This window comes from Mesorhizobium sp. USDA 3734 (genome assembly GCF_056279665.1).
The window spans coordinates 3,889,364-3,915,569 of record NZ_JBWCCW010000001.1 but is presented as its reverse complement, the minus strand read 5'-3'; the positions used below and the strand labels follow the sequence as shown (position 1 = coordinate 3,915,569).

20 protein-coding genes, 1 tRNA gene and 1 pseudogene are annotated in these 26,206 nt (G+C 63.3%); 8 read left to right on the top strand and 14 right to left on the bottom strand.

Going from position 1 to position 26,206, the window contains the following annotated elements:
* Nucleotides 1–417: 417 nt before the first annotated feature.
* The gene (locus tag ACZ89F_RS19255; protein WP_476093556.1) at nt 418–678 is read left to right on the top strand and encodes a hypothetical protein; all 261 of its coding nucleotides are present in this window, start codon (nt 418–420) and stop codon (nt 676–678) included.
* Nucleotides 679–849: 171 nt separating this feature from the next.
* Here ACZ89F_RS19255 and ACZ89F_RS19250 read toward each other — a convergent pair.
* Nucleotides 850–926: transfer RNA gene (locus ACZ89F_RS19250), tRNA-Pro, on the bottom strand.
* Between the two features lie 202 nt (nt 927–1,128).
* On the opposite strand from ACZ89F_RS19250, the gene ACZ89F_RS19245 reads away from it, so the two are divergent.
* Entirely contained in the window at nt 1,129–2,649 is a 1,521-nt protein-coding gene (locus ACZ89F_RS19245; protein ID WP_476093554.1) for a phosphomannomutase/phosphoglucomutase, read from the top strand.
* Between the two features lie 2 nt (nt 2,650–2,651).
* Here ACZ89F_RS19245 and ACZ89F_RS19240 read toward each other — a convergent pair whose 3' ends face one another.
* The gene (locus ACZ89F_RS19240; RefSeq protein ID WP_476093552.1) at nt 2,652–3,545 is read right to left on the bottom strand and encodes an NmrA/HSCARG family protein; all 894 of its coding nucleotides are present in this window, start codon (nt 3,543–3,545) and stop codon (nt 2,652–2,654) included.
* A gap of 101 nt (nt 3,546–3,646) precedes the next feature.
* Between ACZ89F_RS19240 and ACZ89F_RS19235 the strand changes: the two genes are divergently transcribed.
* Together ACZ89F_RS19235 and ACZ89F_RS19230 are read left to right on the top strand one after the other, a co-directional pair.
* On the top strand, nt 3,647–4,546 hold the full coding sequence (locus ACZ89F_RS19235; RefSeq protein WP_476097312.1) for a LysR family transcriptional regulator: 900 nt from the start codon (nt 3,647–3,649) through the stop codon (nt 4,544–4,546).
* A gap of 53 nt (nt 4,547–4,599) precedes the next feature.
* Nucleotides 4,600–6,840: an AGE family epimerase/isomerase gene (locus ACZ89F_RS19230; RefSeq protein ID WP_476093551.1), complete on the top strand. Its 2,241-nt coding sequence runs from the start codon at nt 4,600–4,602 to the stop codon at nt 6,838–6,840.
* 7 nt (nt 6,841–6,847) lie between these two features.
* On the opposite strand, the gene betB is transcribed toward ACZ89F_RS19230, so the two are convergent.
* The 5 genes and pseudogenes from betB to betI all read right to left on the bottom strand — a co-directional run bounded on the left by betB (nt 6,848) and on the right by betI (nt 13,133).
* The gene (betB, locus tag ACZ89F_RS19225) at nt 6,848–8,311 is read right to left on the bottom strand and encodes a betaine-aldehyde dehydrogenase (protein WP_476093549.1); all 1,464 of its coding nucleotides are present in this window, start codon (nt 8,309–8,311) and stop codon (nt 6,848–6,850) included.
* Nucleotides 8,312–8,369: 58 nt separating this feature from the next.
* Complete coding sequence (gene betA, locus ACZ89F_RS19220; protein ID WP_476093547.1) at nt 8,370–10,022, bottom strand: choline dehydrogenase; 1,653 nt, start codon at nt 10,020–10,022, stop codon at nt 8,370–8,372.
* Nucleotides 10,015–11,019: a threonine/serine dehydratase gene (locus ACZ89F_RS19215; protein WP_476093546.1), complete on the bottom strand. Its 1,005-nt coding sequence runs from the start codon at nt 11,017–11,019 to the stop codon at nt 10,015–10,017. The genes betA and ACZ89F_RS19215 overlap by 8 nt, the downstream gene beginning before the upstream one ends.
* Entirely contained in the window at nt 11,016–12,545 is a 1,530-nt protein-coding gene (gene betC / locus ACZ89F_RS19210; RefSeq protein ID WP_476093544.1) for a choline-sulfatase, read from the bottom strand. The genes ACZ89F_RS19215 and betC overlap by 4 nt, the downstream gene beginning before the upstream one ends.
* Nucleotides 12,542–13,133, bottom strand: a pseudogene (gene betI, locus ACZ89F_RS19205) (choline-binding transcriptional repressor BetI). The gene betC and the pseudogene betI overlap by 4 nt, the downstream one beginning before the upstream one ends.
* Before the next feature lie 201 nt (nt 13,134–13,334).
* Between betI and ACZ89F_RS19200 the strand changes: the two are divergent.
* Both ACZ89F_RS19200 and ACZ89F_RS19195 read left to right on the top strand, forming a co-directional pair.
* Entirely contained in the window at nt 13,335–14,501 is a 1,167-nt protein-coding gene (locus ACZ89F_RS19200) for an acetyl-CoA acetyltransferase (protein ID WP_136617594.1), read from the top strand.
* Between the two features lie 124 nt (nt 14,502–14,625).
* Complete coding sequence (locus ACZ89F_RS19195; protein WP_476093542.1) at nt 14,626–15,630, top strand: asparaginase; 1,005 nt, start codon at nt 14,626–14,628, stop codon at nt 15,628–15,630.
* A gap of 9 nt (nt 15,631–15,639) precedes the next feature.
* On the opposite strand, the gene ACZ89F_RS19190 is transcribed toward ACZ89F_RS19195, so the two are convergent.
* Nucleotides 15,640–17,016 carry a TIGR03808 family TAT-translocated repetitive protein gene (locus ACZ89F_RS19190; protein ID WP_476093541.1) on the bottom strand — a complete coding sequence of 459 codons (1,377 nt, stop codon included), beginning with the start codon at nt 17,014–17,016 and terminating at the stop codon, nt 15,640–15,642.
* A gap of 119 nt (nt 17,017–17,135) precedes the next feature.
* Between ACZ89F_RS19190 and greA the strand changes: the two genes are divergently transcribed.
* On the top strand, nt 17,136–17,609 hold the full coding sequence (gene greA, locus ACZ89F_RS19185; RefSeq protein WP_476093539.1) for a transcription elongation factor GreA: 474 nt from the start codon (nt 17,136–17,138) through the stop codon (nt 17,607–17,609).
* Here the strand turns inward: greA and ACZ89F_RS19180 are convergent.
* From ACZ89F_RS19180 to ACZ89F_RS19165, 4 genes are all read right to left on the bottom strand, one after another.
* Nucleotides 17,606–17,983 (bottom strand): type II toxin-antitoxin system death-on-curing family toxin, encoded by a 378-nt coding sequence (locus ACZ89F_RS19180; protein WP_476093537.1) that lies wholly within the window; start codon nt 17,981–17,983, stop codon nt 17,606–17,608. The two genes, greA and ACZ89F_RS19180, sit on opposite strands and share 4 nt — an antisense overlap.
* Nucleotides 17,980–18,201, bottom strand: a complete 222-nt coding sequence (locus ACZ89F_RS19175) for an AbrB/MazE/SpoVT family DNA-binding domain-containing protein (protein WP_127269970.1) — start codon at nt 18,199–18,201, stop codon at nt 17,980–17,982. Before ACZ89F_RS19175 ends, ACZ89F_RS19180 begins: the two co-directional genes overlap by 4 nt.
* A 70-nt stretch (nt 18,202–18,271) precedes the next feature.
* The gene (gene scpA, locus ACZ89F_RS19170) at nt 18,272–20,389 is read right to left on the bottom strand and encodes a methylmalonyl-CoA mutase (protein WP_476093536.1); all 2,118 of its coding nucleotides are present in this window, start codon (nt 20,387–20,389) and stop codon (nt 18,272–18,274) included.
* Nucleotides 20,386–21,855, bottom strand: coding sequence for a methylmalonyl-CoA mutase subunit beta (locus ACZ89F_RS19165; protein WP_476093534.1), 1,470 nt, complete (start codon nt 21,853–21,855; stop codon nt 20,386–20,388). The genes scpA and ACZ89F_RS19165 overlap by 4 nt, the downstream gene beginning before the upstream one ends.
* Nucleotides 21,856–22,136: 281 nt before the next feature.
* On the opposite strand from ACZ89F_RS19165, the gene ACZ89F_RS19160 reads away from it, so the two are divergent.
* Nucleotides 22,137–23,684, top strand: a complete 1,548-nt coding sequence (locus ACZ89F_RS19160; protein WP_476093533.1) for a helicase HerA-like C-terminal domain-containing protein — start codon at nt 22,137–22,139, stop codon at nt 23,682–23,684.
* Between the two features lie 141 nt (nt 23,685–23,825).
* Here the strand turns inward: ACZ89F_RS19160 and ACZ89F_RS19155 are convergent, their stop codons facing one another.
* The gene (locus ACZ89F_RS19155) at nt 23,826–24,875 is read right to left on the bottom strand and encodes a class I SAM-dependent methyltransferase (protein WP_476093531.1); all 1,050 of its coding nucleotides are present in this window, start codon (nt 24,873–24,875) and stop codon (nt 23,826–23,828) included.
* A 157-nt stretch (nt 24,876–25,032) separates the two neighbouring features.
* The gene (locus ACZ89F_RS19150; RefSeq protein ID WP_476093529.1) at nt 25,033–26,115 is read right to left on the bottom strand and encodes an alpha/beta fold hydrolase; all 1,083 of its coding nucleotides are present in this window, start codon (nt 26,113–26,115) and stop codon (nt 25,033–25,035) included.
* Nucleotides 26,116–26,206: the final 91 nt, after the last annotated feature.

The window sequence follows — 26,206 nt, the reverse complement described above, 5'->3', positions numbered from 1 at the left end:
TTGCGCCAAGTCGAAAAACGGGCGATCGCTCTTGCAGAGAGCGATGTGTCTGGTCGCATCAATCTCGCTCGGCGCATGATGGTTCCGGACCCGGCCGGCGATCTGTTACTGCCGTCGGGATAAATAGGCTCTGAGGCCGATATGAAGGCAATTCACCAGGCCATCCGCTTGATCTCGCCAAACAGCGGAACATTAGGCGCGCCTGATGGTTCTATTCTCGCAGCCGGCACTGCGGCTTTGGTGTCTGCTGCGGATCAGCCGGCAAAGGCTGGTCGGCCCGCGTCTCCGCCAGAGGCGCGGGCTTCCCCTAGGCAACAGGAGAGAGATTATGAACAACATCATTTGGCTCGTCGGAGCGGTGGTCATCGTCCTAGCGATATTGAGCTTTTTCGGCCTTCGTTAAGCGCGACGTGAGCCATGTCCATCGACCCTCTATCGGAATGTGATCAACCGAAGCGGACACTGCAAAAGCGCCGCAAGCGGCCGGCCGAAGATCGACACGATGGCAAGGAGGCCATTGTCTCTGTGCCATTCGAGGAAAAGAGCTTTCGCGTCCGGTTCCTGTCCAATGAAACAGGCATCACCGCGGATCAGGCTAGCGAACTTGTCGACAGGATCGAGGCAGATGGCGCGGCATTGTTGAATGCCGCTCGGCTCATGAGAATTCACGCGCAATGACCGGCAAACCGTAGTCGTCGGTGACTTCGAGATGCTCACTGGCGCGACGTGCTGACGACGAAAGACAAGACTCCCAGCCTGTCTCACAGAGGAGCGAGCCATCTCGGTCTATTTTCAGGCGGGGATCAGTTTAAGCGCCAAAGTCGGGATGCGCTAACACTTTGTTTTTTCTGGTCGGAGTGGCAGGATTTGAACCTGCGACCCCCTCGTCCCGAACGAGGTGCGCTACCAGGCTGCGCTACACTCCGTGGACCAGACCGCGGGCTTATAGCCGCCACACTTCGTTCCTGCAAGCGGCAATGGCAGCGCTTCTGTCGCATTTCGTCCGCTTTCGTCGGGCATTTCCGCCAAGCCCGGATTTCGGTCCGGGATAAACGTGGCTTAAAGCCTTGTGTGCTAAGCCGCAGCCCTCGATAGATCGTATTTTCTGCCGCCTGGAGTTCTGCTGTCTTGCCCCCAAAAATCGTTGGCGACGCCCGGCCCAACAGTTTCGAATTCGAAACCGACGCGCTGATCAAGGCGTCCGGCTTTCGCGAATATGACGCGCGCTGGTGGTTCGGCCATCCCGGCTCCTCGCAACCACCGGAGCTCAATCTGATCGGCGTCCAGGCGCTCGGCATGGGGCTTGGCACGCTGATTCGCCGTCTCGGCGCGGGGCCGGACATCGTCACCGGGCATGATTTCCGTTCCTATTCGCTGTCGATCAAGCTGGCGCTGGTGTCCGGGCTGATGGCGGCGGGCGCCCGCGTCAGGGACATCGGCCTGGCGTTGTCGCCGATGGCCTATTTCGCCCAGTTCGCCCTGGATACGCCCTCGGTCGCCATGGTCACCGCTTCGCACAACGAGAATGGCTGGACAGGCGTCAAGATGGGCGCGGCGCGGCCGCTGACTTTTGGTCCCGAAGAGATGAGCGCGCTGAAGGTGATCGTGCTGGCCGGCGATTTCGACCTTGTCGGCGGCGGCTCCTATGACTTCGTCCGCGATTTTCGCGCGACCTATCTCGACGATTTGACCCGTGACAAACGCATCACGCGAAAGCTGAGAGTGGTCGCCGCGTGCGGCAACGGCACCGCTGGTGCCTTTGCCCCGCAAGCGCTGCAGCGCATCGGCTGCGAGGTCATCCCGCTCGATGTCGAGCTCGACTATACCTTCCCACGCTACAATCCCAATCCTGAGGACATGCAGATGCTGCATGCCATCAGGGACAAGGTGCTGGAGACCGGTGCCGATGTCGGCCTTGGCTTCGACGGCGACGGCGACCGCTGCGGAGTCGTAGACAATGAAGGCAACGAGATTTTTGCCGACAAGGTCGGTGTGATGCTGGCGCGGGATATTTCCAGCCAGCATCCGGGCTCGACCTTCGTCGTCGACGTCAAGTCGACCGGCCTGTTCAACACCGACAGCGTGCTGCGTGCCAACGGCGCCGTCACCGATTACTGGAAGACCGGCCACTCCTACATCAAGCGCCGCGTCGCCGAGCTTGGCGCCGTCGCCGGTTTCGAAAAGTCAGGCCATTTCTTCTTCAACCCGCCGATCGGCCGCGGTTATGACGACGGCCTGGTCACCGCCATCGCCATCTGCCAGATTCTGGATCGCAGCCCCGGCAGTTCGATGGCCGATCTCTACCGCGCGCTGCCGCTGACCTTCGGCACGCCGACCATGTCGCCGCACTGCGCGGACGATGTGAAGTATGGCGTGGTCGAGCGGGTGGTTGCCGACTTTCAGGCCATGAAGCGGGATGGAATGGTTTTCGCCGGCCAGAAGATCGCGGATCTCATCACCGTCAACGGCGTGCGTGTCGTCGCCGAGGACGGCACCTGGGGGCTGGTGCGCGCCTCGTCGAACAAGCCGGAGCTCGTGGTGGTCGTCGAAAGCCCAGTATCGTCGCAGCGCCGCCGGCAGATGTTCGACGCCGTCGATGCCGTGCTGCGCCGCAGCCCCGAGGTGGGCGCCTACAACCAGACTTTTTAAGATCAGCGGTCGGTCGTGGAAGCTGTCCGCTTTAGGACACTCCAGTCGAACGCTCGCGCCCAGTCGGCAAAACCGTGCCAGCGGACTTCCGGGAATTCCTTGCGCAACGCGGCGACATCGACATCGTAGCCGATGCGGTCGAACCATTCGAACATCAGTGCCGCGTCCTCGCTCTGCTGGCGGGCCGCCGCGATCGGAATTTCCTGATAGCGGATCGGACGGCCGATAGCCTCGGACAGGATTTTCGCCTGCTCTTCGCCGGACAGTTCGTCCCCGGCGAAATCGAAGCGCTTGCCGAACACCTGTTCCCGCCGCTCGACCAAGGCGGCAACGAAGGCGCCGATGTCCGTCAGGCTGACGAGCTGGAGGACGCGTTTGGCAGGCAGGGCGAAGGCCTGTGTGCCCTGGCTGAGCGCGTCGATCGACCACGGCGCGACGGCATTTTCCATGAACGCGACCGGCGCGCTGATTGTGTAGGGGATGCCGAGCCCGACGACGTGTTTCTCGACGAGATATTTGCTCTCGAAATGCGGGATGCCGGTCTTCTTGTCGGTGTCAGCAACGGACGAATAGATCAGATGTCCAATGCCAGCGACCTTCGCGGCATCTGCGGCGATGATCCCCTGACGGGTTTCCTCTTCCAGCCCGGCCTCGTAGCTGTTGCCCATCAGGAACATCGTGTCGACGTCCTTTGCGGCCCTCACAACGGAGGCTGCGTCGGCGAGATCGCCGGCCACGATATCGGCGCCGGCCGACGCCAGTTGCCGCGCGGCCTCACTGTCCGGCTTGCGCGTCAGCGCCTTGACATGATGGCCTCTCGACAACAGGGCACGCGCAACCGCGCCGCCTTGTTGGCCGGTGGCGCCGGTTACCAGAATGCTTCGCTTGCTGGTCATGGTCTTTGCTCCTTCTTGCTTCTTCTGGAGCAAAACTAGGGTCTGTCGCATTGATGCATAATTGGCTATAATTGGAAAACTTAGTCCCATTCTTGGGTACAATGCTCGATCTCAACGACATCATCGTGTTTGCCCGCGTCGTCGAAGCCGGCAGCTTCACTGCTGCCGCGCGTCTGCTCGCCATGCCCAAGACTACGGTCAGCCGCCGTATCGCCGCGCTCGAGCGCGAGGTCGGCGTGCGCCTGCTGCAGCGCACGACACGCAGCCTCAACCTGACGGATGCCGGGCGTCTCTACTATGAGCAGAGCAGCCAGGGGCTGCGCACGATCGAGGAGGCAAATCTGCGCCTCGCGCAGGCGAGGGCGGAGCCGTCGGGCACGATTCGCATTTCGGCTCCGGTCGGCTTTGGCGGCCATTTCCTCATCCGCGCCGTGGTCGACTTTCTGGCAATGTATCCGAAAACCAATGTCGAGCTCCGCCTCACCGACGACAGGCTCAACCTGGTCGAGGACGGTATAGACCTCGCTTTCCGCACCGGGACCCTTCAGGATTCGACGCTGATCGCCCGCAAACTCGGCTCCACGCACAGGCTGCTCTGCGCCAGCCCGGATTATCTCGCACGGCACGGTATGCCGGAGAGCCCGGCGGACCTTGCGCACCATCAATGCGTGATCGCAGGCCCTTCGGCCTCAGGCGCTCATTGGGTGCTGGACGGGCCACGCGGCCAGGAAACAGTCGTCGTGGCCGGGCGCTTCGCCGCCAATGAGATGCAGGCGGTCGTTGCGGCCGCGCTCGCCGGCTTCGGCATTGCCCAATTGCCCCAGGCGATCGCCGAAGGGCTGATCAATGACGGACGACTGCAGCGCGTTCTCAAGGCCTACACGACACCGGCCGGCGGCTTGCACGTTCTCTATCCGAGCAGCCGGCATCTTTCTCCCTTGGTCAAGGCATTCATCGAGCTTGCATCCGAGCGCATTCCCAATGGGATAAACACCGCTTAAAGGCTAGGTGTGATAGCAACCGGTACCAATTGCCTTCTGAGCGTGAGACCTGAATGACCGAGCGGATTGTCAGTTTTGTCATGAGCGGCGGCGTCGGCTCGCGGTTGTGGCCGCTGTCGCGCGAGGACAATCCCAAGCAGTTCCACGACCTGTCGGGCGACGGCTCGATGCTGGCCAAGACCTTGCGCCGGCTGACCGCCCGGCCGGAAGGCGAAACGCCGATCTTCCTGATCGCCGCGGAGCGCCATGCCGATCGTGTCCACGCCGATCTTGCCGGCCTCGACCTCGCGGGCGGCGGCCCGTTGTTCGAGCCGACCGGTCGAAACACAGCCGCCGCCGTCGCACTGGCGACGCTGCGCACACTGTCCGAGTTCGGCGACGGCCTGGTGCTGGTGGTGCCGTCAGACCATGAGATATCAACCCCGCGCCAATTCTGGCAGAGCGTCGAAGCCGGTACCGGGGCAGCACGCGCCGGCCGGCTGGTGGTGTTCGGCATCAAGCCGACACAGCCAGAGACCGGCTATGGCTATATCGAGGTCGCAGCCGAAGGCGGTGGCACCTTCGACGTGTCGCGCTTCGTCGAGAAGCCGGACCTTGCGACTGCGCAAAGCTATCTCAAGGCCGGAACCTTCTACTGGAACACCGGCATCTTCCTGTTTCGCGCTGGCGCTATGCGTGACGCCTTCATGGCGTTCCAGCCGGACATCTGGCAGGCCACCGAAGCTGCCTACAGGGCAGCGACATCGGATCTGTCCGGCCTCTACATGCCGCTTGAGCTTTACGCCGCCATCCCGTCGAACTCGATCGACTACGCCATCATGGAGCGGGCAAAAGACATCGCCATGGTGCCGGCCGGCTTCCGCTGGAACGATCTCGGCTCATGGCAGTCGCTGCTCGACGTCGGTCCCGCCGACGACCAGGGCAATGTCATCATCGGCGATGTCGTCGCCATCGACTGCGAAAACTCCTACATCCGCAGTGACGGCCGCCTGCTGTCGGCGATCGGCATGAAGGACGTCGCCATCGTCTCGACATCGGACGCCACCTTCGTCGCCCCGGTCAGCCACAGCCAGCACGTCAAGAAGATCGTCGAGCAGCTCGAGAAATCGGGTCGGCTGGAAACCAGGTTCACGCCGGCGCAAGACCGCGTCATCGAAAGCGGCGCCTGGCGCCGGCGCGTGCATCACTGGCTGTTTCAGGAGACCTTGCCGCTGTGGTCGACATCAGGCGTCGACGAACGCCATGGCGGTTTTCATGAAGCGCTCGGCCTGGACGCCTCGCCGCTGATGAAGCCCAAGCGCATGCGCACCACGGCAAGGCAGGTCTATGCTTTTGCGGTCGCCAAGGAGCGCGGCTGGGATGGTCCCGCCGACCGGCTGATCAGCCACGGCATCGACTTCATGGCCGGGAAGGGCCGCACCGACAGAGGCGGCTGGGTGCGCACGCTGAATGTCGACGGTTCGGTCGCCGACGCCACCGAGGATGCCTACGATCATTCTTGCGTGCTCCTGGCACTGGCGCATGCGCATATGTCGGGCAATGCAGACGCCTTACGCCTCGGCGAGGAAACCTTCGCCTTCCTCGATGCGCATCTCGAAGACAGCCGCATGACCGGCTTCCTCGAAACGTCGGACGGGGAGGGCGAGCGCCGCTCCAACCCGCACATGCACCTGCTCGAGGCGTTTCTTGCCTGGTACCAGGCCACCGGCGAGCGCGCTCATCTGCGCCGCGCGGCGCGCATCATCGACCTCTTCCGCAGTCATTTCTTCGACCCGGAAAGCTGGACGCTTGGCGAGTATTTCGATGCCGAATGGAAACCCTCCGCCGGCGAGAAAGGCTCATGGACCGAGCCCGGCCACCATTTCGAATGGGCCTCATTGCTGATCGATTTCGCCGGGCGCAGCGGCCAGGCCGAGTTGAGCGGCTTTGCCAGGAAACTCTACGCCTCGGCCATCGCCAATGGCCTCAACCGCGCCACCGGCCTTGCCTATGGCGCTGTCTCGCGGCAGGGCCTACCGCTCGACCTGATATCACGCAGCTGGCCGCAGGCCGAAGCTGTGAAGGCTGCGATCGCGCTGGACGGTTCGGGAGGGCCTGATCTGAAGCCCGAGATCGAAGCGCGCGTCGGCCGGCTGTTCCGCTGGCACATCGACCCGGCGCCGCTCGGCCTGTGGATCGACCGCATCGACGAGCGTGGCCGCTCGCTGGCATCAGATGTTCCGGCCAGCATCTTCTATCATCTGGTCTGCGCGCTGACCCAGTATCTGGATAGCACAGCCGATCCGAAGGCATAGGATCGGCTCAGTACGGGCTCACCACGTCCCCAGTCTCGACATAGATCGACTTCAGCTGCGAATAGAGCGCCAGCGCCGCCAGCGAGTTCTCGCGGCCGATGCCCGACTGCTTGAAGCCGCCGAACGGTATTTCCACCGGTGTCAGATTGTAGGCGTTGATCCAGCAGGTGCCGGCCTGCAGTTCGGCGATGACGCGGTGGGCGCGCGGCAGGTCGCGCGTGAAGACGCCGGCCGCGAGACCGAACTCGGTGTCGTTGGCGCGGTCGATTACTTCATCCTCGCCGTCGAATTTCAGCACGCTCATCACCGGCCCGAAGATCTCCTCGCGCGCGATACGCATGCCATCGGTGACGCCGGTGAACACCGTCGGCTCGACGAAGAAGCCGCCCTGGAACCCCTGCAGCGAAGGCAAATTGCCGCCGCAGGCGAGAATGGCGCCATCCTGCTTGCCGATCTCGATATAGCCGACCACCTTATCGTGCTGCGCCTTGGAGACCAGCGGCCCCATCTGGGTTTCGGGATCGAGCGGATCGCCGATGCGGATTTTTTTGGTCCGCTCTATCAGGCGATCGACGAAACGGTCGTGGATGCCGCTCTGCACGAAGACGCGCGTGCCGTTGGAGCAGATCTGGCCGGTCGAATAGAAATTGCCGAGCATGGCGCCGCCAATGGCGTTCTCGATGTCGGCATCGTCGAAGACGATCAGCGGCGACTTGCCGCCGAGCTCCATCGTTGCGTGCTTCATCTTCGAGCCAGCCAGCGACAGCACCTTGCGGCCGGTCGGGACGGAGCCGGTCACCGAGACCTTGGCGACGACATCGTGGCCGACAAGCCCGGCGCCGACATCGCCATAGCCCTGCACCACATTGAACAGCCCATCGGGCAGGCCGGCCTCGCTGTAGATCTCGGCCAGCGCCAGTGCCGAAAGCGGCGTGTTTTCCGACGGCTTGAACACCATGGCATTGCCCATGGCGAGCGCCGGTGCTGATTTCCAGCCGGCGATCTGGATCGGGTAGTTCCAGGCACCGATGCCGACACAGACACCGAGCGCTTCGCGCCTTGTGTAGGCGAAGGGTCCGCCGAGATCGACCGACTCGCCATTGTAGGCGGCAACCGCGCCGCCGAAATATTCTAGGCAATCCGCCGCCGACGGGGCATCCGCCACCAGCGTTTCCTGAATCGCCTTGCCGGTGTCCAGCGTCTCGATGCGGGCGAGGTCGGCGTTGCGGGCGCGCAATATGTCGGCGGCGCGGCGCAGGATGCGCCCGCGCTCGACCGGCTTCAGCCGCGCCCAGGCGGGCTGCGCCGCGCGTGCTGCCTCGACGGCGAGCTCCAGCACGTTCGGCGTCGCAGAACGCAGCATGGCGATGGTCTCACCGGTTGCCGGATAGATGACCGGCAGCGGCGCGCCGCCCTCGTCCTCGATGTAGCGTCCGTTGACATAGTGCGATGCCGTTGGCTGGGCGCGCATGGGAGGCCTCCAAATTGTCTTTCGCGGCATGCGGATCGTGCAGTCACACGATCATGCTCTATCTGTCCGACACCTGCCAGCGCGGATTGATCCATGGTTCCTGGTTGGACGGCGCCAGCGGCGTGCGGCCAAGGATGTGGTCGGATGCCTTCTCGCCGGTCATGATCGATGGCGCGTTGAGGTTGCCATTGGTGACGCGCGGGAAGATCGAGGAATCGGCGACCCGCAAGCCGTCGACGCCGATGACCCTGCACTCAGGATCGACGACGCTCATCATGTCGTCGGCGCGGCCCATCTTGCAGGTGCCGCAAGGGTGGTAGGCGCTCTCGGCGTGGTCGCGAATGAAGACGTCGAGATCGTCGTCCGACTGCACCTGGCTGCCCGGCGAGATTTCCTTGCCCCGATAGGGGGCGAACGCCGACTGGCCGAAGATTTCGCGCGTCAGCCGGATGCAGTGGCGGAACTCCGCCCAGTCGTCTGGATGCGACATGTAGTTGAAGCGGATCACCGGCTGCGATTTCGGGTCCGGCGAACGCAGCGTCACCGAGCCGCGCGACTTCGAGCGCATCGGCCCGACATGCGCCTGGAAGCCGTGCGACTTGGCCGCCGCCTTGCCGTCATAGCGGACAGCCGCGGGGATGAAATGGTACTGGATATCGGGGTAATCCACGCCGGCACGTGAGCGTACGAAGGCCGCCGCTTCGAAATGGTTGGTGGCGCCGAGGCCGGTCTTGAAGAACAGCCACTGCGCGCCGATGAGCGCTTTCGAGAACGGGTTCAGCACCGAATTGAGCGTGATCGGCAGTAATGATTCCTGCTGGATGTAGAGCTCCATATGGTCCTGCAAATTGCGGCCGACACCGGGCCGGTCGGCCACCACGGCAATGCCGTTTTCGCGCAAATGCTCGGCCGGGCCGATGCCGGAGAGCATCAGGATCTTGGGCGAATTGATCGACGATGCAGCGACGATCACCTCACGTCGCGCCTTAACGACCTGAATCTGTTTGTGAGCTTCGATCTCGACGCCGATGGCGCGTTGATTCTCGATGATCACCCGCCGCGCAAAGCCCTTGACCAGACTCACGTTTTTGCGCTTCAGCGCCGGCTTCAGATAGGCCGACGCCGCCGACCAGCGGCGGCCGCCGTTGATGGTCTGCTCCATCGGCCCAAACCCTTCCTGCTTGGAACCGTTGTAATCGTCGGTCAGTTCGAACCCGGCCTGGCGGCCGGCCTCGACAAAGGCGCCGTAGAGCGGATTGCGGCGCGAGCCGCGCTGCACATGCAGCGGACCACTTTTGCCGCGCCAGCCATCCTCGCCGCCGTCCGAGTCCTCCATGCGCTTGAAGTAGGGGAGCACGTCGGCGAAGCCCCAACCGGCCGCACCCTCTTCGGCCCAATGGTCGAAGTCGCGGGCGTGGCCGCGCACATAGACCATGCCGTTGATTGAGGACGAGCCGCCGATGACCTTGCCGCGCGGTGTCGCCAGCACGCGGCCGCCGAGATGCGGTTCCGGCTCGCTGGCAAAGCCCCAGTCATAGAGGCTCATGTTGAGCGGGATCGACAGCGCCGATGGCATCTGGATCAGCGGCCCGATATCGCTGCCGCCGAATTCGATGACGATGACCGAATGCTTGCCATCCTCCGACAGGCGATAGGCCATGGCCGAGCCGGCCGAGCCGGAGCCGATGATGACGAAATCTGCTTCAAGCATGGTTCATATGCGCCATAAAATCGGCGAGCGAGACATTGCCGCCGGTAGCCACGACAAGGATAGTCTTGTCCTTCACATCCACCTTGCCGCCGAGCAGTGCTGCCAGCGACGCCGCCCCCGATGGTTCGAGCACCAGCTTCATGCGCTCGAAGGCGATCCGCATGGCGCGCCGCACCGAGGAATCGTCGACGGTGATGCCGCGAACGCCTGCCGTCTTCACCGCGGCAAACGGAGCATCGCCCGGCCGTCGCGACATCAGGCCGTCGCAGATCGACTTCGGCCCGATCGGCATCGTCTCGATGCTGCCATGTGCCAGCGACGAGCCCATGCCGTTGAAACCCTCCGGCTCGACGCCGATGATCTCAGTGGCGGGCGACAGATAGTGGAAGGCGAGCGAAACGCCGCCGATCAGTCCGCCGCCGCCGACCGAGCAGAACAAGAGGTCGGCGCTGGCGTCTTTGGCGGCAAGCTGGTCGAGTGCTTCAAGGCCGGCGCCCGCCTGGCCGGCGACGATCTCCGGATCGTCGAACGGATGCAGCAGGGCCAGACCTTCGGTCCCGGCGATCTCGCGGGCCTTGGCGGCGGCGACCTCCTCCCGCGCGCGCTCGCCATGGTCGGTCAGCACGACGCGGGCGCCATAACCCGACGTTGCGTCGCGCTTGGCGGCCGGTGCATCGATCGGCATGACGATGGTGACGGGAATGCCGAGCGCCTGGCCGGCGGCCGCCAGCCCTTGCGCGAAATTGCCGGAGGAATAGGCGACGACGCCCTTCTTCGCTTCGTCAGCTGAAAGCTGCTTCAGCCGCCAATAGGCGCCGCGCACCTTGAATGAGCCGGCCCATTGCAGCGATTCCGGCTTGATGAAGACGCGGGCGGCGCCCGTCTCCCTGGCCAGCGCTGTCGATTCCAGCAGCGGCGTAATCTGCGTCGCCCGTGAGGTGACGGCATAGGCCTGCTTGAGATGCTCGAGGGAGGGGACGATAAGGTCTGACATCATTCGCCTCGCGGATACCGCTTGCTCTCTTCGAGATTGTCGAGGTTCATGTGATTGCGCATGTAACGCTCGGACGCTTTTTGCAGGGGCTGGAAATCCCAGGGGTAGTAGGCGCCGTTGCGTAGCGCCGGATAGACGACCCAGCGGCGCGCCTGGCTTTCGCGCACGGCGGCATCAAAGCCGGCCATGTCCCAGCGCGCCTGGGCCTTTTCCATGAAGGCCGCCACCAAGCCCGCATTGGCGGGATCGTCGGCCAGATTGTCTCGCTCGAGCGGATCGGCTTCGAGATCGAACAGTTGCGGCGGATCGAGCTCGCAATGGACGAATTTGTATCTGCCGTCGCGGATCGCCACCAAGGGCGCGTTGGAGCCTTCGGCCGCATATTCCATCAGCACCGGCGCCGTGCGCTCGATGCCCTCGGTGAGCGGCAGCAGCGACTGGCCGTCGGTCCACGGCGCGATCGCAGCGATGTCGATGCCGGCGAGGTCGCAAAGCGTCGGCGCCACGTCGAGATTGGAGACCGGCGTCTCGATCAGCCCGGCGTGAACGCCTTTGCCGGCAATCATCAGCGGCACCCGCGCCGACCCCTCGAAGAAGCTCATCTTGAACCACAGGCCGCGCTCGCCGAGCATGTCGCCGTGGTCCGAGCAGAACAGGATGATTGTGTCGTCGGCCATGCGGGTGCGTTCGAGAACGTCCAGAAGCTCGCCGAGCTTGTCGTCGACATAGGAGATGTTGGCGAAATAACCGCGCCGCGAACGACGCACCTGCTCCGGCGTGATCTCGAAAGAGGGATAGTCGCTGGCGTGGTACAGTCGCCGGGAATGCGAATCCTGCTCGTCATGCGCGATGAACCCGGTTTCCGGGTCCAGCGCCTGACAGTGCTCGTAGAGATCCCAATACTGCTTGCGCGCGACATAGGGATCGTGCGGGTGCGACAGCGAGACGGTCAGGCACCAGGGCCGATGGCTCGCATCATCCTGCTCGCGCGAAAGCTGATAGAGCTTCTGCGTGGCGAGGAACACGACCTCGTCGTCATACTCCATCTGGTTGGTGATCTCGGCGACGCCGGCGCCGGTCACCGAGCCCAGATTATGGTACCACCAGTCGATGCGCTCGCCGGGCTTGCGGTAATCCGGAGTCCAGCCGAAATCGGCGGGATAGATGTCGGTGGTCAGCCGCTCCTCGAAACCGTGCAACTGATCCGGCCCGACGAAATGCATCTTGCCCGACAGGCAGGTGTAGTAGCCGGCGGCGCGCAGATGATGGGCGAAGGTCGGGATCGATGAGGCGAATTCGGCCGCATTGTCATAGACGCCGGTGCGCGACGGCAGCTGTCCGCTCATGAACGAGGCACGACCCGGCGCGCAGAGTGGCGACGCCGTATAGTTGTTGGCAAAGCGCGCCGAACGTGCGGCCAGCGCCTTCAGGTGCGGTACGTGCAGAAACTCTGCCGGCCCATCCGGAAACAGGGTCCCGTTGAGCTGATCGACCATGACGATCAGGAAATTGGGTCGCTTCGTTGTCACTGTTTGCGCCGCTCACCGAGTTTGGTTTCGAGATAGTCCTCGACCAGCGCGATCGCGGTCGCGGCATCAGGTACGCCGTCCTTCAGCGCCCGCCTGATGTAGAGCCCGTCGATCATCGCCGCGGTCGCTTCGGCGGCGCGGTCGGCTTCGGCTCTGGGCAGGATGCCGGTCAGGCCGCTCATCAGGTTCGAATGCAGGCGCCGCGCATAGACCCTGAGCAGCCGGCGCAAGGCCGATGATTTCTGCGCCTCGACATAGAAGGCGAGCCAGGCGGCGATGGTTTCCGGCTGGAACTGGATGTCGGAGAAAATTGACGGCCACCACGGCCGAAACGCGTTGGCGCGGGGTGGCAGCCGATTGAAGGGCACGTCGCATGTCGATGGTCAGCTCAGCCAGAATGTGCCGCATCGTCGCCAGCAGCAGATCGTCCTTGGCGCCGAAATAGTGATGGGCAAGTGCGGAGGATACACCAGCGCGTCCGGCGATCTCGGACATGGTCACGTCGAGCGAACCGCGCTCGCCGATCGCCGAGATCGTCGCGTCGATGAGCGCCTTGCGGCGCAATGGCTCCATTCCGACTTTCGGCATCTCGCTGCGGTCCTTTGAAAACAGGATTATTTTTTATTGACGGGTCAATCAACAAAAAAATCGGCACTGGCTTTGCCTGTACCAAGCGATTGTCTGGTCCCGGCCCTTCACGAAGAGGGTTGGATTGTTTATATTTGAACAATAAACGCAAAGTGCACTGTGAGCCCACGTGCTGGGCTCGCGTCAAGGATGGAGACCGCCATGACCGCATGCATCGTTGGCTGGGCGCATTCGCGCTTCGGCAAGCTCGAGGGCGAAACGCTCGAAAACCTGATCGTCAAGGTGGCGACGGACGCGCTCGACCATGCCGGCATCGGTCCCGACGAGGTCGACGAGATCGTGCTCGGCCACTTCAACGCCGGCTTTTCGGCGCAGGATTTCACCGCCAGCCTGGTGCTTCAAGCCGACGACCGGCTGCGCTTCAAGCCGGCGACGCGCGTCGAGAACGCTTGTGCCACCGGATCGGCGGCGGTCCGCCAAGGCATCCGCGCCATCGACGCCAATGCCGCCCGCATCGTGCTGGTGGTCGGCGCCGAGCAGATGACGACGACGCCGGGGCCAGAGATAGGCAAGAACCTGCTCAAGGCGTCCTATCTGCCCGAGGATGGCGACACGCCTGCGGGTTTCGCCGGCGTCTTCGGCAAGATCGCGCAGGCCTATTTCCAGCGTTACGGCGACCAGTCGGACGCGCTCGCCATGATTGCCGCCAAGAACCACAAGAACGGCGTCGACAACCCCTATGCGCAGATGCGCAAGGATTTCGGCTATGAGTTCTGCCGCCAGGAGAGCGAGAAGAACCCGTTCGTTGCCGGTCCCCTGAAGCGCACCGACTGCTCGCTGGTCTCCGACGGCGCCGCTGCCCTTATCCTCGCCGACACCGCGACGGCACTGAAGATGCGGCGTGCCGTTGCCTTCCGCGCCAATGAGCATGTGCAGGATTTCCTGCCGATGTCGAAGCGCGACATCCTGACCTTCGAAGGCTGCGAACAGGCCTGGACCCGGGCGCTGAAATCGGCCGGCGTGACGCTCGACGATCTCTCCTTCGTCGAAACGCATGACTGCTTCACCATTGCCGAACTGATCGAATATGAGGCGATGGGCCTTGCCAAGCCGGGCGAGGGCGCCAGGCTGGCGCTGGACGGCACAACGGCGAAGGACGGCCGTCTGCCGGTCAATCCGTCCGGCGGGCTGAAGGCCAAGGGCCATCCGATCGGCGCCACCGGCGTCTCCATGCATGTCTTGACCGCCATGCAGCTTGTCGGCGAGGCCGGCGGCATCCAGGTGCCCGGTGCGAAACTCGGCGGCATCTTCAATATGGGCGGTGCGGCGGTCGCCAACTACGTTTCCATTCTCGACCGGATCAGATAAACCGCCCGCACTACAGCGCCGCGCGCCTTTTGGGGCGCGCAAAGGACGCTGTAACACTTTGATTTTGCGCATGACCTCGAAAATCGGGTCCGATTTTTGAGGTCATGCGCTAGCGGGAGCGTTCATGACAAATCCGGTTCTGATCGAAGTCTTGCGCGGCGCGATCGTCGAGAGCGCGCATCGTGGCGCGGTTGCGGTCTTCGATGGTGACGGCAAACCGGTCTGGGAGATTGGCGACACGGCCAAGCCGGTGTTTCCGCGCTCGGCGGTCAAGGCGATCCAGGCATTGCCGCTGGTCGAAAGCGGTGCGGCCGATGCCTATGGCTTTGGCAATCGCGAACTGGCGCTTGCCTGTGCGTCCCATTCGGGCGAGCCGGCGCATGTCGAACTGGCGCGGTCCATGCTGGCCAAGGCCGGGCTGGACGGATCAGCGCTTGAATGCGGCACGCATTGGCCGTCCAATCATGACGCCGAGATTGCACTCGCCCGCGCCGGTGGCTCGCCGAATGCATTGCACAACAATTGCTCCGGCAAGCATTCCGGCTTCCTCTGCACATGCGTCCACGCCGGCATTGCGCATCGCGGCTATGTCAAGCCGGGACACGGCCTCCAGGAGATGGTGCGCGACGCCATGCAATCGGTGACGGGTGCTGTCCACGGCCCGGACGAGCGGGCCATCGACGGCTGCTCGATCCCGACCTATGCGGTGCCGCTCAGGAGCTTTGCCCTCGGCTTTGCCCGCATGGCCACGACATCAGGTTTTGGCCCCGAGCGGGCCAAGGCTGCAAAGCGGCTGCTTTCTGCCTGCATGGCCGAGCCCTTCTTCGTTGCCGGCACCGGCCGCGAAGACGTCGCGTTGATGGAGGCCGCACCAGGGCGGATTTTCACGAAAGGCGGCGCCGAAGGCGTCCACTGTGCCGCAATTCCGGAACTTGGCCTCGGCATCGCGCTCAAATGCGATGATGGCGCCGGCCGTGCCGGCGAAGTCATGGTTGCCGCAGTTCTTGCCAAACTGTTTCGTGCCGACGAGGCCTTGGCGTCAAAGCTGAGCGGACTGGCAAACGCACCGATCGAAAACCGGAACGGTGCCAAGGTCGGGGCGCTGAGGCCTACCGCGGCCTTGAATTGAAACCGGCACTCAGCTGACGTGATTGCGCTCGACGGTCAGATGCGCATAGCCGCTATCGTTTGACGAGGCGAGATCGCCCGTCGCCGGCTCGGCCCAGCGCTGGCCGACAATGGCGCCGTTCAGGGCGCCGTCGATGACATTGTCTGATATGACCGCTGTGCCGGCGCCCTCGACGACGGACACGACGATGCCGGTTCCGGCCTTGCGGATGATGTTGCCGATGGCCACGACATTGCGCAGATACGGCCCCCAGCCGATCTGCATGCCGTAGAGCGGCGCGTTCTCGATGACGTTGTTGGAAACGGTGGTGTCGGCTTCGACGCCGATGCCGACGCCAAATCCCGGTGAGTCGGCGGGGTAGGGGCCGCTGGTCGACAGATTGCGCACGATGTTGCCCGAGCAGACGCCCATGCGGCCGCCTTCGTTGAAATTGACGATCGAGATGCCATTGGCGGCGCCGTCGACAATGTTGTTGCTGATGATGGCGCCTTCGAACGAGAATTCGGAATAGACCGCCGTTTCGCCCGAGCGCGAGCAGGTGTTGCCCGATATCTGCAGGTTGCTGGCGCTGTTGGCCCGGATCGCCGAGAAGGCGCAGTCCGAGACGATATTGCCCGAGATGACGACATTGCCGGCGCGAAAGGCATTGATGCCATTGCCGTTCTGTCCGGTTCCGCCGCTGCGCGCCTGGATGCGTTGGACGCGGTTGCCGGTGACCATGGTGCCGTCTTCCGCCGCTTGCCAGCGGTGCACGAGGATGCCGCCATTGGCGCAGTCGGAGACGGTGTTGCCCGTGATCGCCAGTCCGCCGGCCTCGACCGAATAGATACCGGCATCGGCAGCCCCCGATATGTCCGAGCGCTCGACCCGGCCCGTCGCGTGTTCCAGCGCCAGTCCGTTCTTGCCGCTGCCGGTGATCTGGCAATTGTCGACGACCAGATGCGCGACCCGGCGCAGATCGAGCAGCCCTTGCGCGTAGTCGCCCATCGAGCGGTTTGCACCGTCGAAGACCAGGCCGCTGAGTTCGATATGATCGGCCTGTTCGGACATGAACAGGTGGCCGTCGCCGCCATAGACGATCCGCGTTGCACCCGGCACGCCGGAAAGACGCACGCGGCCGGGCAGCGAGAGGTTGGAGACGACATAGGTGCCGGGCGGCAGGAACACCGGCATGTCGCGGTCGTTGGCGTCGCGCAGCAGCTTGGCGAAGGCCTTGCTCTGATCGTCTGATGTGCCGGGCTGCACGCTGAGTTCGGTGGCATTGATCGAGCCGCGCATCGAGGCTTTCTCGATGCCGGTCAGGCTTGCGGCCGCAGCCTTGCCAAGCGCAAGGCCCATGACGGCGAAGCCGGCGGTTCCGGTCAGCAGCGTTCGTCTGTTCAACATCGGCACAGAATCCCAGCGTTCAACCCAGACGCCGCAGGAATCGTGCCAGACTCTGCCTCTCCTCTGGAGGGCACAGACAATGGCTTGTCGAGCAGCCTTTCCGCGCCTAAGTTCAGGCAATGAGCAGAGCTTTTACCCGCGAGGAAGACAGCGAAAACGCCATTGCCGGTGTCGGTGAGCGGCCGGTCAGCCAGCACCGCAACCTGGTGACGGAGCACGGTCTGGCGCAAATCGAGGAGACTCTGGCCGATCTGCGCGACATACTGGCGAAAGCCGAAAGGAAGGCGGACCGCGAGCGCATCGCTGTTGTGTCTCGCGACCTGCGCTACTGGACCGCTCGGCGCGAAAGCGCCGAACTCTCCGTGCCGGAACCGGGCAGCGACCTGGTGCGCTTCGGTATGGGCGTTACGCTTGAGGGCGATGACGGCAGGAAGGTACACTGGAAAATCGTAGGCGAGGACGAGGCTGATCCCACCAAGGGTAGCATTTCGCATGTTTCGCCGATGGCCGTGGCCCTGTTCGGCAAGAAGGTCGGCGACTTGGCCAGCGTCAACGGCAAGGAATGGGAAATCGTCAAGCTCTCCGAGAGCTAATCCTCGAGCTTGACGACATGGTCGCGGAAGAAGGCCGCGGCTCCGGTTTCATCGATCTCTCCTGAAGCAACAGCCATGACGAACTCGTAGAGCGTGCCATTGTCGGCTGTCAGGACGTGGCCGTTCACGATCAAAAATGCACCGGCTGCAACGATGGCCGTGCGCTTGTTGCCGTCGACAAAGGCATGATTTCTTGCGATGCTGAAGACATAGGCGGCTGCCAGATCTTCAACCGAAGGGTCTTCGTAGTTGGCTTTGTTCTCGGCACGCGCGAGCGCATTTTCATCTCTCAAACCTTGAGCACCGCCATGCCTGCGCAATTGCTCGGCATGCATCGCTTCAACCGCGCGCCGGGTCAGGAACTCCCAGCTCATTCGGCGAGCTTCTGAAGCGCGACCTTGTATTTGTCCATGACCTTGCGAGCAGCTTCCATCTGCCGCTCGAAACTGTCGTCCATCGGCTCAAGGGCAATGCCCTTGTCCGTTTCGACGATCTGGAGCTGATCACCTGTCTTCATGTTCAGACGATCGAGCAGATCCTTGGGCAGGATCACACCTTCCGAATTGCCGATCTTGCGAATGGTCGTGTTCATGACAGATATCCTGTTGCAACACCAATTATAACTCGGTCGGTGAGAAGTTGCAACAGATATTATAACAGGTCTAAGCCAGCAGCCGGTCCAGCAAGCGATCCGCCGCTTCCGGGATCACCGTGCCCGGCGGGAAGATTTCCGCCGCGCCTGCTTGCAGCACCGCATCATAGTCCTGCGGTGGAATGACGCCGCCGGCGACGATCAGCATGTCGCCTCGGCCGAGCTTTTTCAGCGCGTCGCGCAGTTCGGGGATCAACGTCAGATGTCCCGCCGCCAGCGACGAGGCGCCGACGATATGGACGTCCTGCGCAACGGCCAGCCTGGCGATCTCGTCCGGTGTCTGGAACATTGCGCCGACGGTGACGTCGAAGCCGAGATCGGCGAAGGCGGTGGCGATGACCTTCTGGCCACGGTCGTGGCCGTCCTGTCCCATCTTGGCAACGAGAATGCGCGGCTTGCCGCCGGATTTCTTCTCGAAGGCGTCAAGCTTGTCCTGCAGGCCGTCGACGACGGAATTATCGCCAAGCGCCTTGCGATAGACGCCGGAAATGGTCTGCACCGTGGCGACGTGGCGGCCAAAGACTTTCTCCAGCGCAAACGAGATTTCACCGACCGTGGCATTGGCGCGCGCGGCGCGGATAGCGAACTCCAGCAGGTTTTCATTGCCTTGCGCGGCACGGGTCAGCGCATCGAGTGCGCTCTCGACCGCGCCGACGTCGCGTGTGCCCTTCAGCCGTTGCAGCTTCGACAATTGACGGGCCCTGACCTCGGCATTGTCGATCTTCAGCACGTCGACCTCGATGTCGGTCTCGGGGCGATGGGCGTTGACGCCGACCAGCATCTGCTCGCCGGAATCGATGCGCGCCTGCGTGCGCGCGGCGGCTTCCTCGATGCGCAGCTTGGGAATGCCTTGCTCGGTCGCGGCGGCCATGCCGCCGAGCGCCTCGACCTCCTCGATGTGGGCAAGCGCGCGCGCCGCCAGGTCGTGCGTCAGCCGTTCGAGATAGGCCGAACCGCCCCACGGGTCGATGATACGCGTCGTGCCGGATTCCATTTGCAGGATGAGCTGGGTGTTGCGGGCGATGCGCGCCGAATGGTCGGTCGGCAGCGCCATCGCCTCGTCGAAGGAATTGGTGTGCAGCGACTGCGTGTGGCCCTGCGTCGCCGCCATCGCCTCGATCATGGTGCGGATGATGTTGTTGTAGGGGTCCTGCGCCGTCAACGACCAGCCCGAAGTCTGGCAATGGGTGCGCAGCGACAGCGAACGCTCGTCCTTCGGCGAAAAATTCTTCTGCATCAGGGTCGCCCACAACAGGCGCGCGGCCCGCAGTTTGGCGACTTCCATGAAGAAGTTCATGCCGATGGCCCAGAAGAAGGACAGGCGCGGCGCAAAGCGGTCGATGTCGAGGCCCGCCGCAACCCCGGCGCGGGCATATTCGATGCCGTCGGCGATCGTATAGGCGAGCTCAAGGTCGGCCGTCGCGCCGGCCTCTTGCATGTGATAGCCGGAGATCGATATCGAGTTGAACTTCGGCATGTTCTTCGACGTGTAGGAGAAGATGTCCGACACGATCCGCATCGAGGGCTTCGGCGGATAGATATAGGTGTTGCGGACCATGAACTCTTTCAGAATGTCGTTCTGAATGGTGCCGGCAAGATCCTTCTGCGCAACGCCCTGTTCTTCCGCCGCGACGATGTAGAGCGCCATGATCGGCAGCACCGCGCCGTTCATCGTCATCGACACCGTCATCTCGCCGAGCGGAATGCCGTCGAAGAGCTGGCGCATGTCGAGAATGGAATCGATGGCGACGCCCGCCATGCCGACATCGCCGGCGACGCGCGGATGGTCGCTGTCATAGCCGCGATGCGTGGCAAGATCGAAGGCGACCGACAGCCCTTTCTGGCCGGCGGCAAGGTTGCGCCGGTAGAAGGCGTTGGATTCTTCGGCCGTCGAGAAGCCGGCATACTGCCGGATCGTCCAGGGCTGCTGGACATACATGGTCGGGTAGGGGCCGCGCACGAAGGGCGGCAGGCCCGGGTAGGTGTCGAGATGCGGCAAACCCTTGAGGTCGCTTTGATTGTAAAGATGCTTGGCGACAAGGCCTTCCGGTGTCGTCCGCTGGCCCTTGACCTCGACGGGTGCGCGGCGTGGCGGGACCCAGCCGATCTGGCTGAAATCAGGGATCAAGAGGCGGCTCCGATCGATTGGTCGATGCGGGCCGGTCCGATCGCCTGGTCGATGCGGACTGGAAACAGCGGCTCGCAGACGGCAACGCCTTCAGTGAAGGCCGGCCGCCGTTCAGCCGCCAGCGTCTCGACTGGACGTTCGTCTTTCAGCGGGTAAAGCGTGGTGCCGACAATGGTCCGCTCGCCTGCCCGATAGGCTGCATTGCGCTGCGCTGCCGCCGCGTGAACGCGTTTCTGGATATGTCCGTCCTGAAGGCTGGACAGGACGCCGCCCTCGGCCTCGATTGTCTGCAATTCCGCCCAGGCCATCTCGCAGAGTTCCGCGGTCAGCGCTTCGACCGCGCCGGAACCATAGGCGGGATCGGCGACATGATCGATATGGCTTTCATTGGCCATGATCAGCTGCGCATTGCGGGCAACGCGACGGGCAAAACCCGCCGGCAGGCCATGCGCGATCGTGTGCGGCAGGATGGAGATCGAATCGGCGCCGCCGGACGCCGCGGCAAAGCAGGCAATTGTGGTGCGCAGGATGTTGGTCTCCGGGTCCATCGCCGTCATCATGCGAAACGACGTCTCGGCATGGATGTTGGCGGTGGATGTCGGGATCGAACAAGCCTCCTGCACCCGTGCCCAGAGCCTGCGCAGGGCCCGCACCTTGGCCATCGACAGCAACTGGTCCTGGTCGACGCTGAGCGCAAAGCCGATATGGGGCGCGGCATAGACAAGCGGCTGCCGCGCCGTCTCGAACATTCTGAGATAGGAGACCGCCGAAGCCAGCATGATGCCAAGCTCCTGCGCCTCTGTCGCACCGGCGTTGTGGAACACACGCCCGTCCGCCTCCAGCAGCACACCCGGAACGCCCATCGAGAAGAAATGCGCCAGCGACTGCGGCATCGAGGCCTGCAGCGCCTCGATCGACATGCGCAGCCGGCCGGTTCCGGCGAAGATGGCCGCCGGATCGATGCCGAAGGAGAGGTTGAGCTTTGCCGGGTCCGAACGGCGCTTGCTCAGGAACGCCACCAGCCAGTCGGCCACGGCGCGGCTCCAGGGATGGGCGTCGATGCGAACCTGAATGCGGTTGAGCGGTACGCCGTCCAGCACCGTCTCAAGCGCTCCCGCCGTTCTCGGCAGGCCGTAGCCGAACGCGTTCGGCGCCCCTTCGAAGACAAGCGACAATCCCGTGGCGCCCTGTGCCACGTCGTCCAGAGCCTGGGTTCTGGCGCGCTCGATGTCCGGATCGTCGACGCGCTGGCTGACGATCCAGGGCGATTTCGGGTTGGCGCGCACGCTCGGCTCCGATGCGGTGCTGCGGTCGTAGAGCGGTTCGATGCGGATGTTGTCGTCGCTATGCGAGACCAGCTTTTCCTCGAAGGAAGCGCCGGCCAGCGCCTTTTCCGCCAAAGCCAGCCATCGCTGGCGCTCGGCGTTCTCGGGTTCGACATCCCTGGTCAAGGCTCCGGCGCCCATCCGTCTTCCTCGTTCTATGCGGCCGCACCAGCCGGGAGCGGTTCAGTCTACGGTCACCGGTCCGATATCGCAATGCAATGCTCTTTCAGAGACCGAATTCGATCCACCAGATATAGGTAAGCCTGAGTGGACGAACCATGAACGATTGCCAAACACCGGCAAAATCCGCAAGCTCCCAAAACCCGATTTTGAGGATTGGCATTGTCGCTCAGCAATGGCCTCACTATACCTGCGGCAAGGCCACTGGCTTTTAGACACATCAGTTTGCGGAGACCGGACATATGGCTGACGACACCAGCATTTTCATCGGCGCCAGCCGCAAGCCCGACGACAGCTATCAGCGTGCCGAGCAACTGTTGCTGCAATACGGGAATCGTCACGGTCTGGTGACCGGCGCCACCGGTACCGGCAAGACCGTCACCTTGCAGATATTGGCGGAAGGGTTTTCCAATGCGGGCGTGCCGGTGTTCTGCGCCGACATCAAGGGTGATCTGTCCGGCATCTCGATGATGGGCACGGCACAGGATTTCCTCGTCAAGCGGGCCGAACAGGTCAAGCTCGCTCCTTATGACTTCCAGGAATTTCCGGTCATCTTCTGGGATTTGTTCGGTGAACAGGGTCATCCGATCCGCGCCACGGTTTCGGAAATGGGGCCGTTGTTGCTGTCGCGCCTGATGAACCTGACCGAGGCACAGGAAGGCATCATGAACATCGCCTTCCGCCTGGCGGACGAGGAAGGCCTGCTGCTGCTCGACATGAAGGACCTGCAGGCGCTGCTGGCCAACATCGCCGAGCGCGCCGACGAGATCGGCTCGCGCTACGGCAATGTGACGAAGCCATCGGTCGGAGCCATCCAGCGAACGCTGCTCGTCCTGGAGCAGCAGGGCGCGGCAAACTTCTTCGGCGAGCCGGCACTGCGCATCGCCGACATCATGCGCACCACCCGCGACGGACGCGGCGCCATCAGCGTGCTTGCCGCCGACAAGCTGATGATGAACCCGCGGCTGTACGCGACCTTCCTGTTGTGGCTGATGTCGGAACTGTTCGAGGTGCTGCCGGAAGTCGGCGATCCCGACAAGCCGAAGCTGGTGTTCTTCTTCGACGAAGCGCATCTTCTGTTCGACGAAGCACCCAAGGTGCTGATCGATCGCGTCGAACAAGTGGTCCGCCTGATCCGCTCGAAAGGCGTCGGCGTCTATTTCGTCACGCAGAACCCTTTGGATATCCCCGAAAAGGTTCTGGCCCAGCTCGGCAATCGCGTCCAGCACGCGCTGCGCGCCTATACGCCGCGGGAGCAGCAGGCGGTGCGGACGGCAGCCGAGACGTTCCGGCCAAATCCCGATTTCGACTGCATGACCGCCATTACCCAGCTCGCCACTGGCGAGGCGCTGGTCTCGACGCTGGAGGCCAAGGGTGTTCCGTCCATGGTGCAGCGGACGCTGATCCGCCCGCCATCCTCACGGCTTGGGCCTATTACGGCCGCCGAGCGACAAAAGCTGATCCAGGAAAGCCCGGTCGCCGGCCAGTACGACCAGGTCATCGATCGCGAATCGGCTTTCGAGATGCTGCAGAAAAAGGCCAAGGAAGCGCAGGATGCCGAAGAGCAGGCGCAGCAGGCCGGCAGCGGCGGCTCGCGCTGGACCATTCCGGGCTTCGGCAATGATGATCCCGCGCCGCAATCTGGTGGCAGGCGTGCGCCTGCACCGCGCCCGTCCAATCGCCAGACCGTGGCCGAGGCGGCGATCAAGTCGGTGGTGCGTTCGGTCGGTTCGTCGGTCGGCCGGGCAATCGTGCGCGGAATTCTGGGCAGTCTTTCCAGGGGGCGGTGAGCGTCGGATCCGAGGTGGGCATCCGCTTTGGCGAAATACCGTGGCTTGAGGCCGTGCCGCCGGTCGCGGACATCAGGACAGTTGGTTGCGCATAAAGATTTTGGCCGGTTCGGATCGGGACCCGAACCGGCCTTTTCGTCGTCAGGTCGCTTCAAGCACCATGTTGAGGGGGGTCTGGGCAGCTCGCCGGACGCGAGAGAAACCACCTGAGCGGATTACCTCGGTCAGCCGGTTCTCTCCCGCTTGTGCGCCAAGCGCGAGGCCCGTCTCCTGTGCCAGCGATGTGGGAACGCAGATCATCGTCGAGGCCGAGTAGTAGAGCCGTCCGACCGGATTGATATTTTCCTCCAGCGTGTCTCCTGCCATGGGCTCGACGACCATCCAGGTGCCGCCGTCCTTCAGCGAATTGCGAATATGCACCGCCGCGGCCTTTGGATCGCCCATATCGTGCAAGCAGTCGAAGCAAGTGACCAGATCGAAGTCGCGCCCTGGAAAGTCCTGCGCCCGGCCGACCTCGAAATCCAGGTTCGTAAGCCCGTACGACCGGGCGTGGGCGGTCGCGGCGGCAATCGAGGCCGGATGGAAGTCGTAACCTTTGAATCGGGAGTGGGGGAACGCCTGCGCCATCAGGATCGTCGACAGCCCGTGCCCGCACCCAACGTCGGCCACCGACGCACCCGCCTTCAGCTTGTCGATAACCCCGTCAAGCGCCGGCAGCCATTCCTTCACCAGGGCATTGACATAGCCCGGCCGGAACAGGCGTGACACCGCGCAGAACAGACAACCTGCCTGGTCGCCCCAGGCAACGCCGCGCCCGGTCTTGAACGCTGATTGCACCTTTGGCTGGTTCTCGACCATGGCAGCCGCAGTGTCGAACCCGCCAATCAGATGGACTGGGCTGTCGGGCTCCGCAAATATGAATGACTGCTCGGGCGTTAGCGAGAACCGCCCATGTTCAAAATGCACGTAGCCGGACGCCGCCTGCGCCGCCAGCCATTCGCGAACGTAGCGGCGCGCGCATCCCGCCGCATCGGCAACCTCATCGGCCTTCGCCGGGCCGATCTCCTTGAGCGTCTTGTACAGACCCAGCGCATCTCCGATTCGAACCAACGGTACGCTGACCGCACCGCCAAGGTCGCCCAGGACGCGGCCCACCAATTCATTGAGCGTGGTTTCATTGAGTTGTGTCATGTCGGGTTCCTCCTGATCCTCGGACGACGCCTTGCCGTTCCGTCAATCCAAGGATGAGACACAAGGTCACGATGAGCATGATGCGGCGGTCCCGCACGGGCAAGGAAATCGCGCCCAAACAGGGACAGATGTCCCGCATTTGTGGCCTGCGCCGATCTTAATCGGGCTGCGGCGCTCGCCCTCTGTCGGACAGCGTCATCACGATTGCCTGCGATCGGCTGTGCACGCCAAGCTTGCTGAAGATCATCGACAGCTGGTTGCGCACGGTCTTCACGCTCTTGCCAAGGCGTTGCGCGATGGCGCGGTTGTCCAGCCCCTCTTTAACCAGATCCAGAAGCGCTGCCTCGGCAGGTGTCAGACCGGCCTCGTGGATTGCGCGCGGCTGCTTGGACCGGTCATGTCCGAGGAAGGCGTCAAGTTCGCTCTGGAACACCGTCCAGGCTGGCTCGGTCGGCAAGAGAACGTGATTCTTGCTTTCAAGCGGCAGGAAGCGCGCTCCAGGGATCGCTGCGGCAAGCTTGCAGCCTTCATCGAACGGAACGCGCATATCCCCGCGGCTGTGCGCGATCAACGTCGGGACGCGGAGTTTTGCCGCAAGGTCCAGGACGTCGATCCCCTGCATCTGCCAGAGCAGGCGGGCGGCCACGTCGGCGCTTGCCGTCACACGCTCGAGATCGCCCCACCAGCGATGCTGTTCTTGTGTCCCGTTGGGAATGAAAAGATTGGTGAAGAACTGGCAGAACGCTGGATTTTCGCGTCCCCAACCAATGCGAACAAAATTGACAAGGGTTTCGGCTTCCAACCGTTCGGCCTCGGTTTGCGCTCGAACTCTCGCACCCTGACCATAGGCGTTCAGGAGCACAAGATGCGACACCCGCTCAGGGTGCCGCAATGCATATGCGATGCTGAGAGCGCCGCCTTGCGAAAGACCCAGCAGAACAAAGCTTGGCTGTTCTATGGTCGCCGTCACGGCGTCCAGGTCTGCGTGCCAAGCTTCGATCGAGAGGTCGGCGACATGGCGATCCGACAAACCGCAGCCGCGTGGATCGTAGCGTACAAACCGGTTGCGGGCCGAAAGGACCTGGAGCCACGGCCGCCAAACCGGACTTTCGAGATCATAATCGACATGGCTCAACCAGTGCGCCGCCCGCACGATCACCTTTCCCTCTCCGCAGGATGCGACAGCGATGCGGGTACCGTCCTCGGATGTGCAGAACCGTATGCTCTGGCTGAGTTTCATCGCCCAAGAATATCGCAGTGGGGCGCCACGCAACAGACCGATCTCCGCGGACGCAGAATCGATACAGTTTCAGGACAATCCGGTGAAGGAG

Excerpts from the sequence above, each read along its gene's own strand:
- betB (WP_476093549.1), bottom strand. The coding sequence starts at position 8,311 with ATGCGCGCCCAGCCAACGGCATCGCACTATGTCAACGGACGCTACATC.
- ACZ89F_RS19190 (WP_476093541.1), bottom strand. The coding sequence starts at position 17,016 with ATGTTGAACAGACGAACGCTGCTGACCGGAACCGCCGGCTTCGCCGTC.
- ACZ89F_RS19200 (WP_136617594.1), top strand. The coding sequence starts at position 13,335 with ATGACCGCATGCATCGTTGGCTGGGCGCATTCGCGCTTCGGCAAGCTC.
- ACZ89F_RS19215 (WP_476093546.1), bottom strand. The coding sequence starts at position 11,019 with ATGATGTCAGACCTTATCGTCCCCTCCCTCGAGCATCTCAAGCAGGCC.
- ACZ89F_RS19255 (WP_476093556.1), top strand. The coding sequence starts at position 418 with ATGTCCATCGACCCTCTATCGGAATGTGATCAACCGAAGCGGACACTG.
- ACZ89F_RS19230 (WP_476093551.1), top strand. The coding sequence starts at position 4,600 with ATGACCGAGCGGATTGTCAGTTTTGTCATGAGCGGCGGCGTCGGCTCG.
- betA (WP_476093547.1), bottom strand. The coding sequence starts at position 10,022 with ATGCTTGAAGCAGATTTCGTCATCATCGGCTCCGGCTCGGCCGGCTCG.
- ACZ89F_RS19195 (WP_476093542.1), top strand. The coding sequence starts at position 14,626 with ATGACAAATCCGGTTCTGATCGAAGTCTTGCGCGGCGCGATCGTCGAG.
- ACZ89F_RS19240 (WP_476093552.1), bottom strand. The coding sequence starts at position 3,545 with ATGACCAGCAAGCGAAGCATTCTGGTAACCGGCGCCACCGGCCAACAA.
- ACZ89F_RS19160 (WP_476093533.1), top strand. The coding sequence starts at position 22,137 with ATGGCTGACGACACCAGCATTTTCATCGGCGCCAGCCGCAAGCCCGAC.
- ACZ89F_RS19235 (WP_476097312.1), top strand. The coding sequence starts at position 3,647 with ATGCTCGATCTCAACGACATCATCGTGTTTGCCCGCGTCGTCGAAGCC.
- ACZ89F_RS19180 (WP_476093537.1), bottom strand. The coding sequence starts at position 17,983 with ATGAGCTGGGAGTTCCTGACCCGGCGCGCGGTTGAAGCGATGCATGCC.
- ACZ89F_RS19150 (WP_476093529.1), bottom strand. The coding sequence starts at position 26,115 with ATGAAACTCAGCCAGAGCATACGGTTCTGCACATCCGAGGACGGTACC.
- ACZ89F_RS19165 (WP_476093534.1), bottom strand. The coding sequence starts at position 21,855 with ATGGGCGCCGGAGCCTTGACCAGGGATGTCGAACCCGAGAACGCCGAG.
- ACZ89F_RS19155 (WP_476093531.1), bottom strand. The coding sequence starts at position 24,875 with ATGACACAACTCAATGAAACCACGCTCAATGAATTGGTGGGCCGCGTC.
- greA (WP_476093539.1), top strand. The coding sequence starts at position 17,136 with ATGAGCAGAGCTTTTACCCGCGAGGAAGACAGCGAAAACGCCATTGCC.
- ACZ89F_RS19175 (WP_127269970.1), bottom strand. The coding sequence starts at position 18,201 with ATGAACACGACCATTCGCAAGATCGGCAATTCGGAAGGTGTGATCCTG.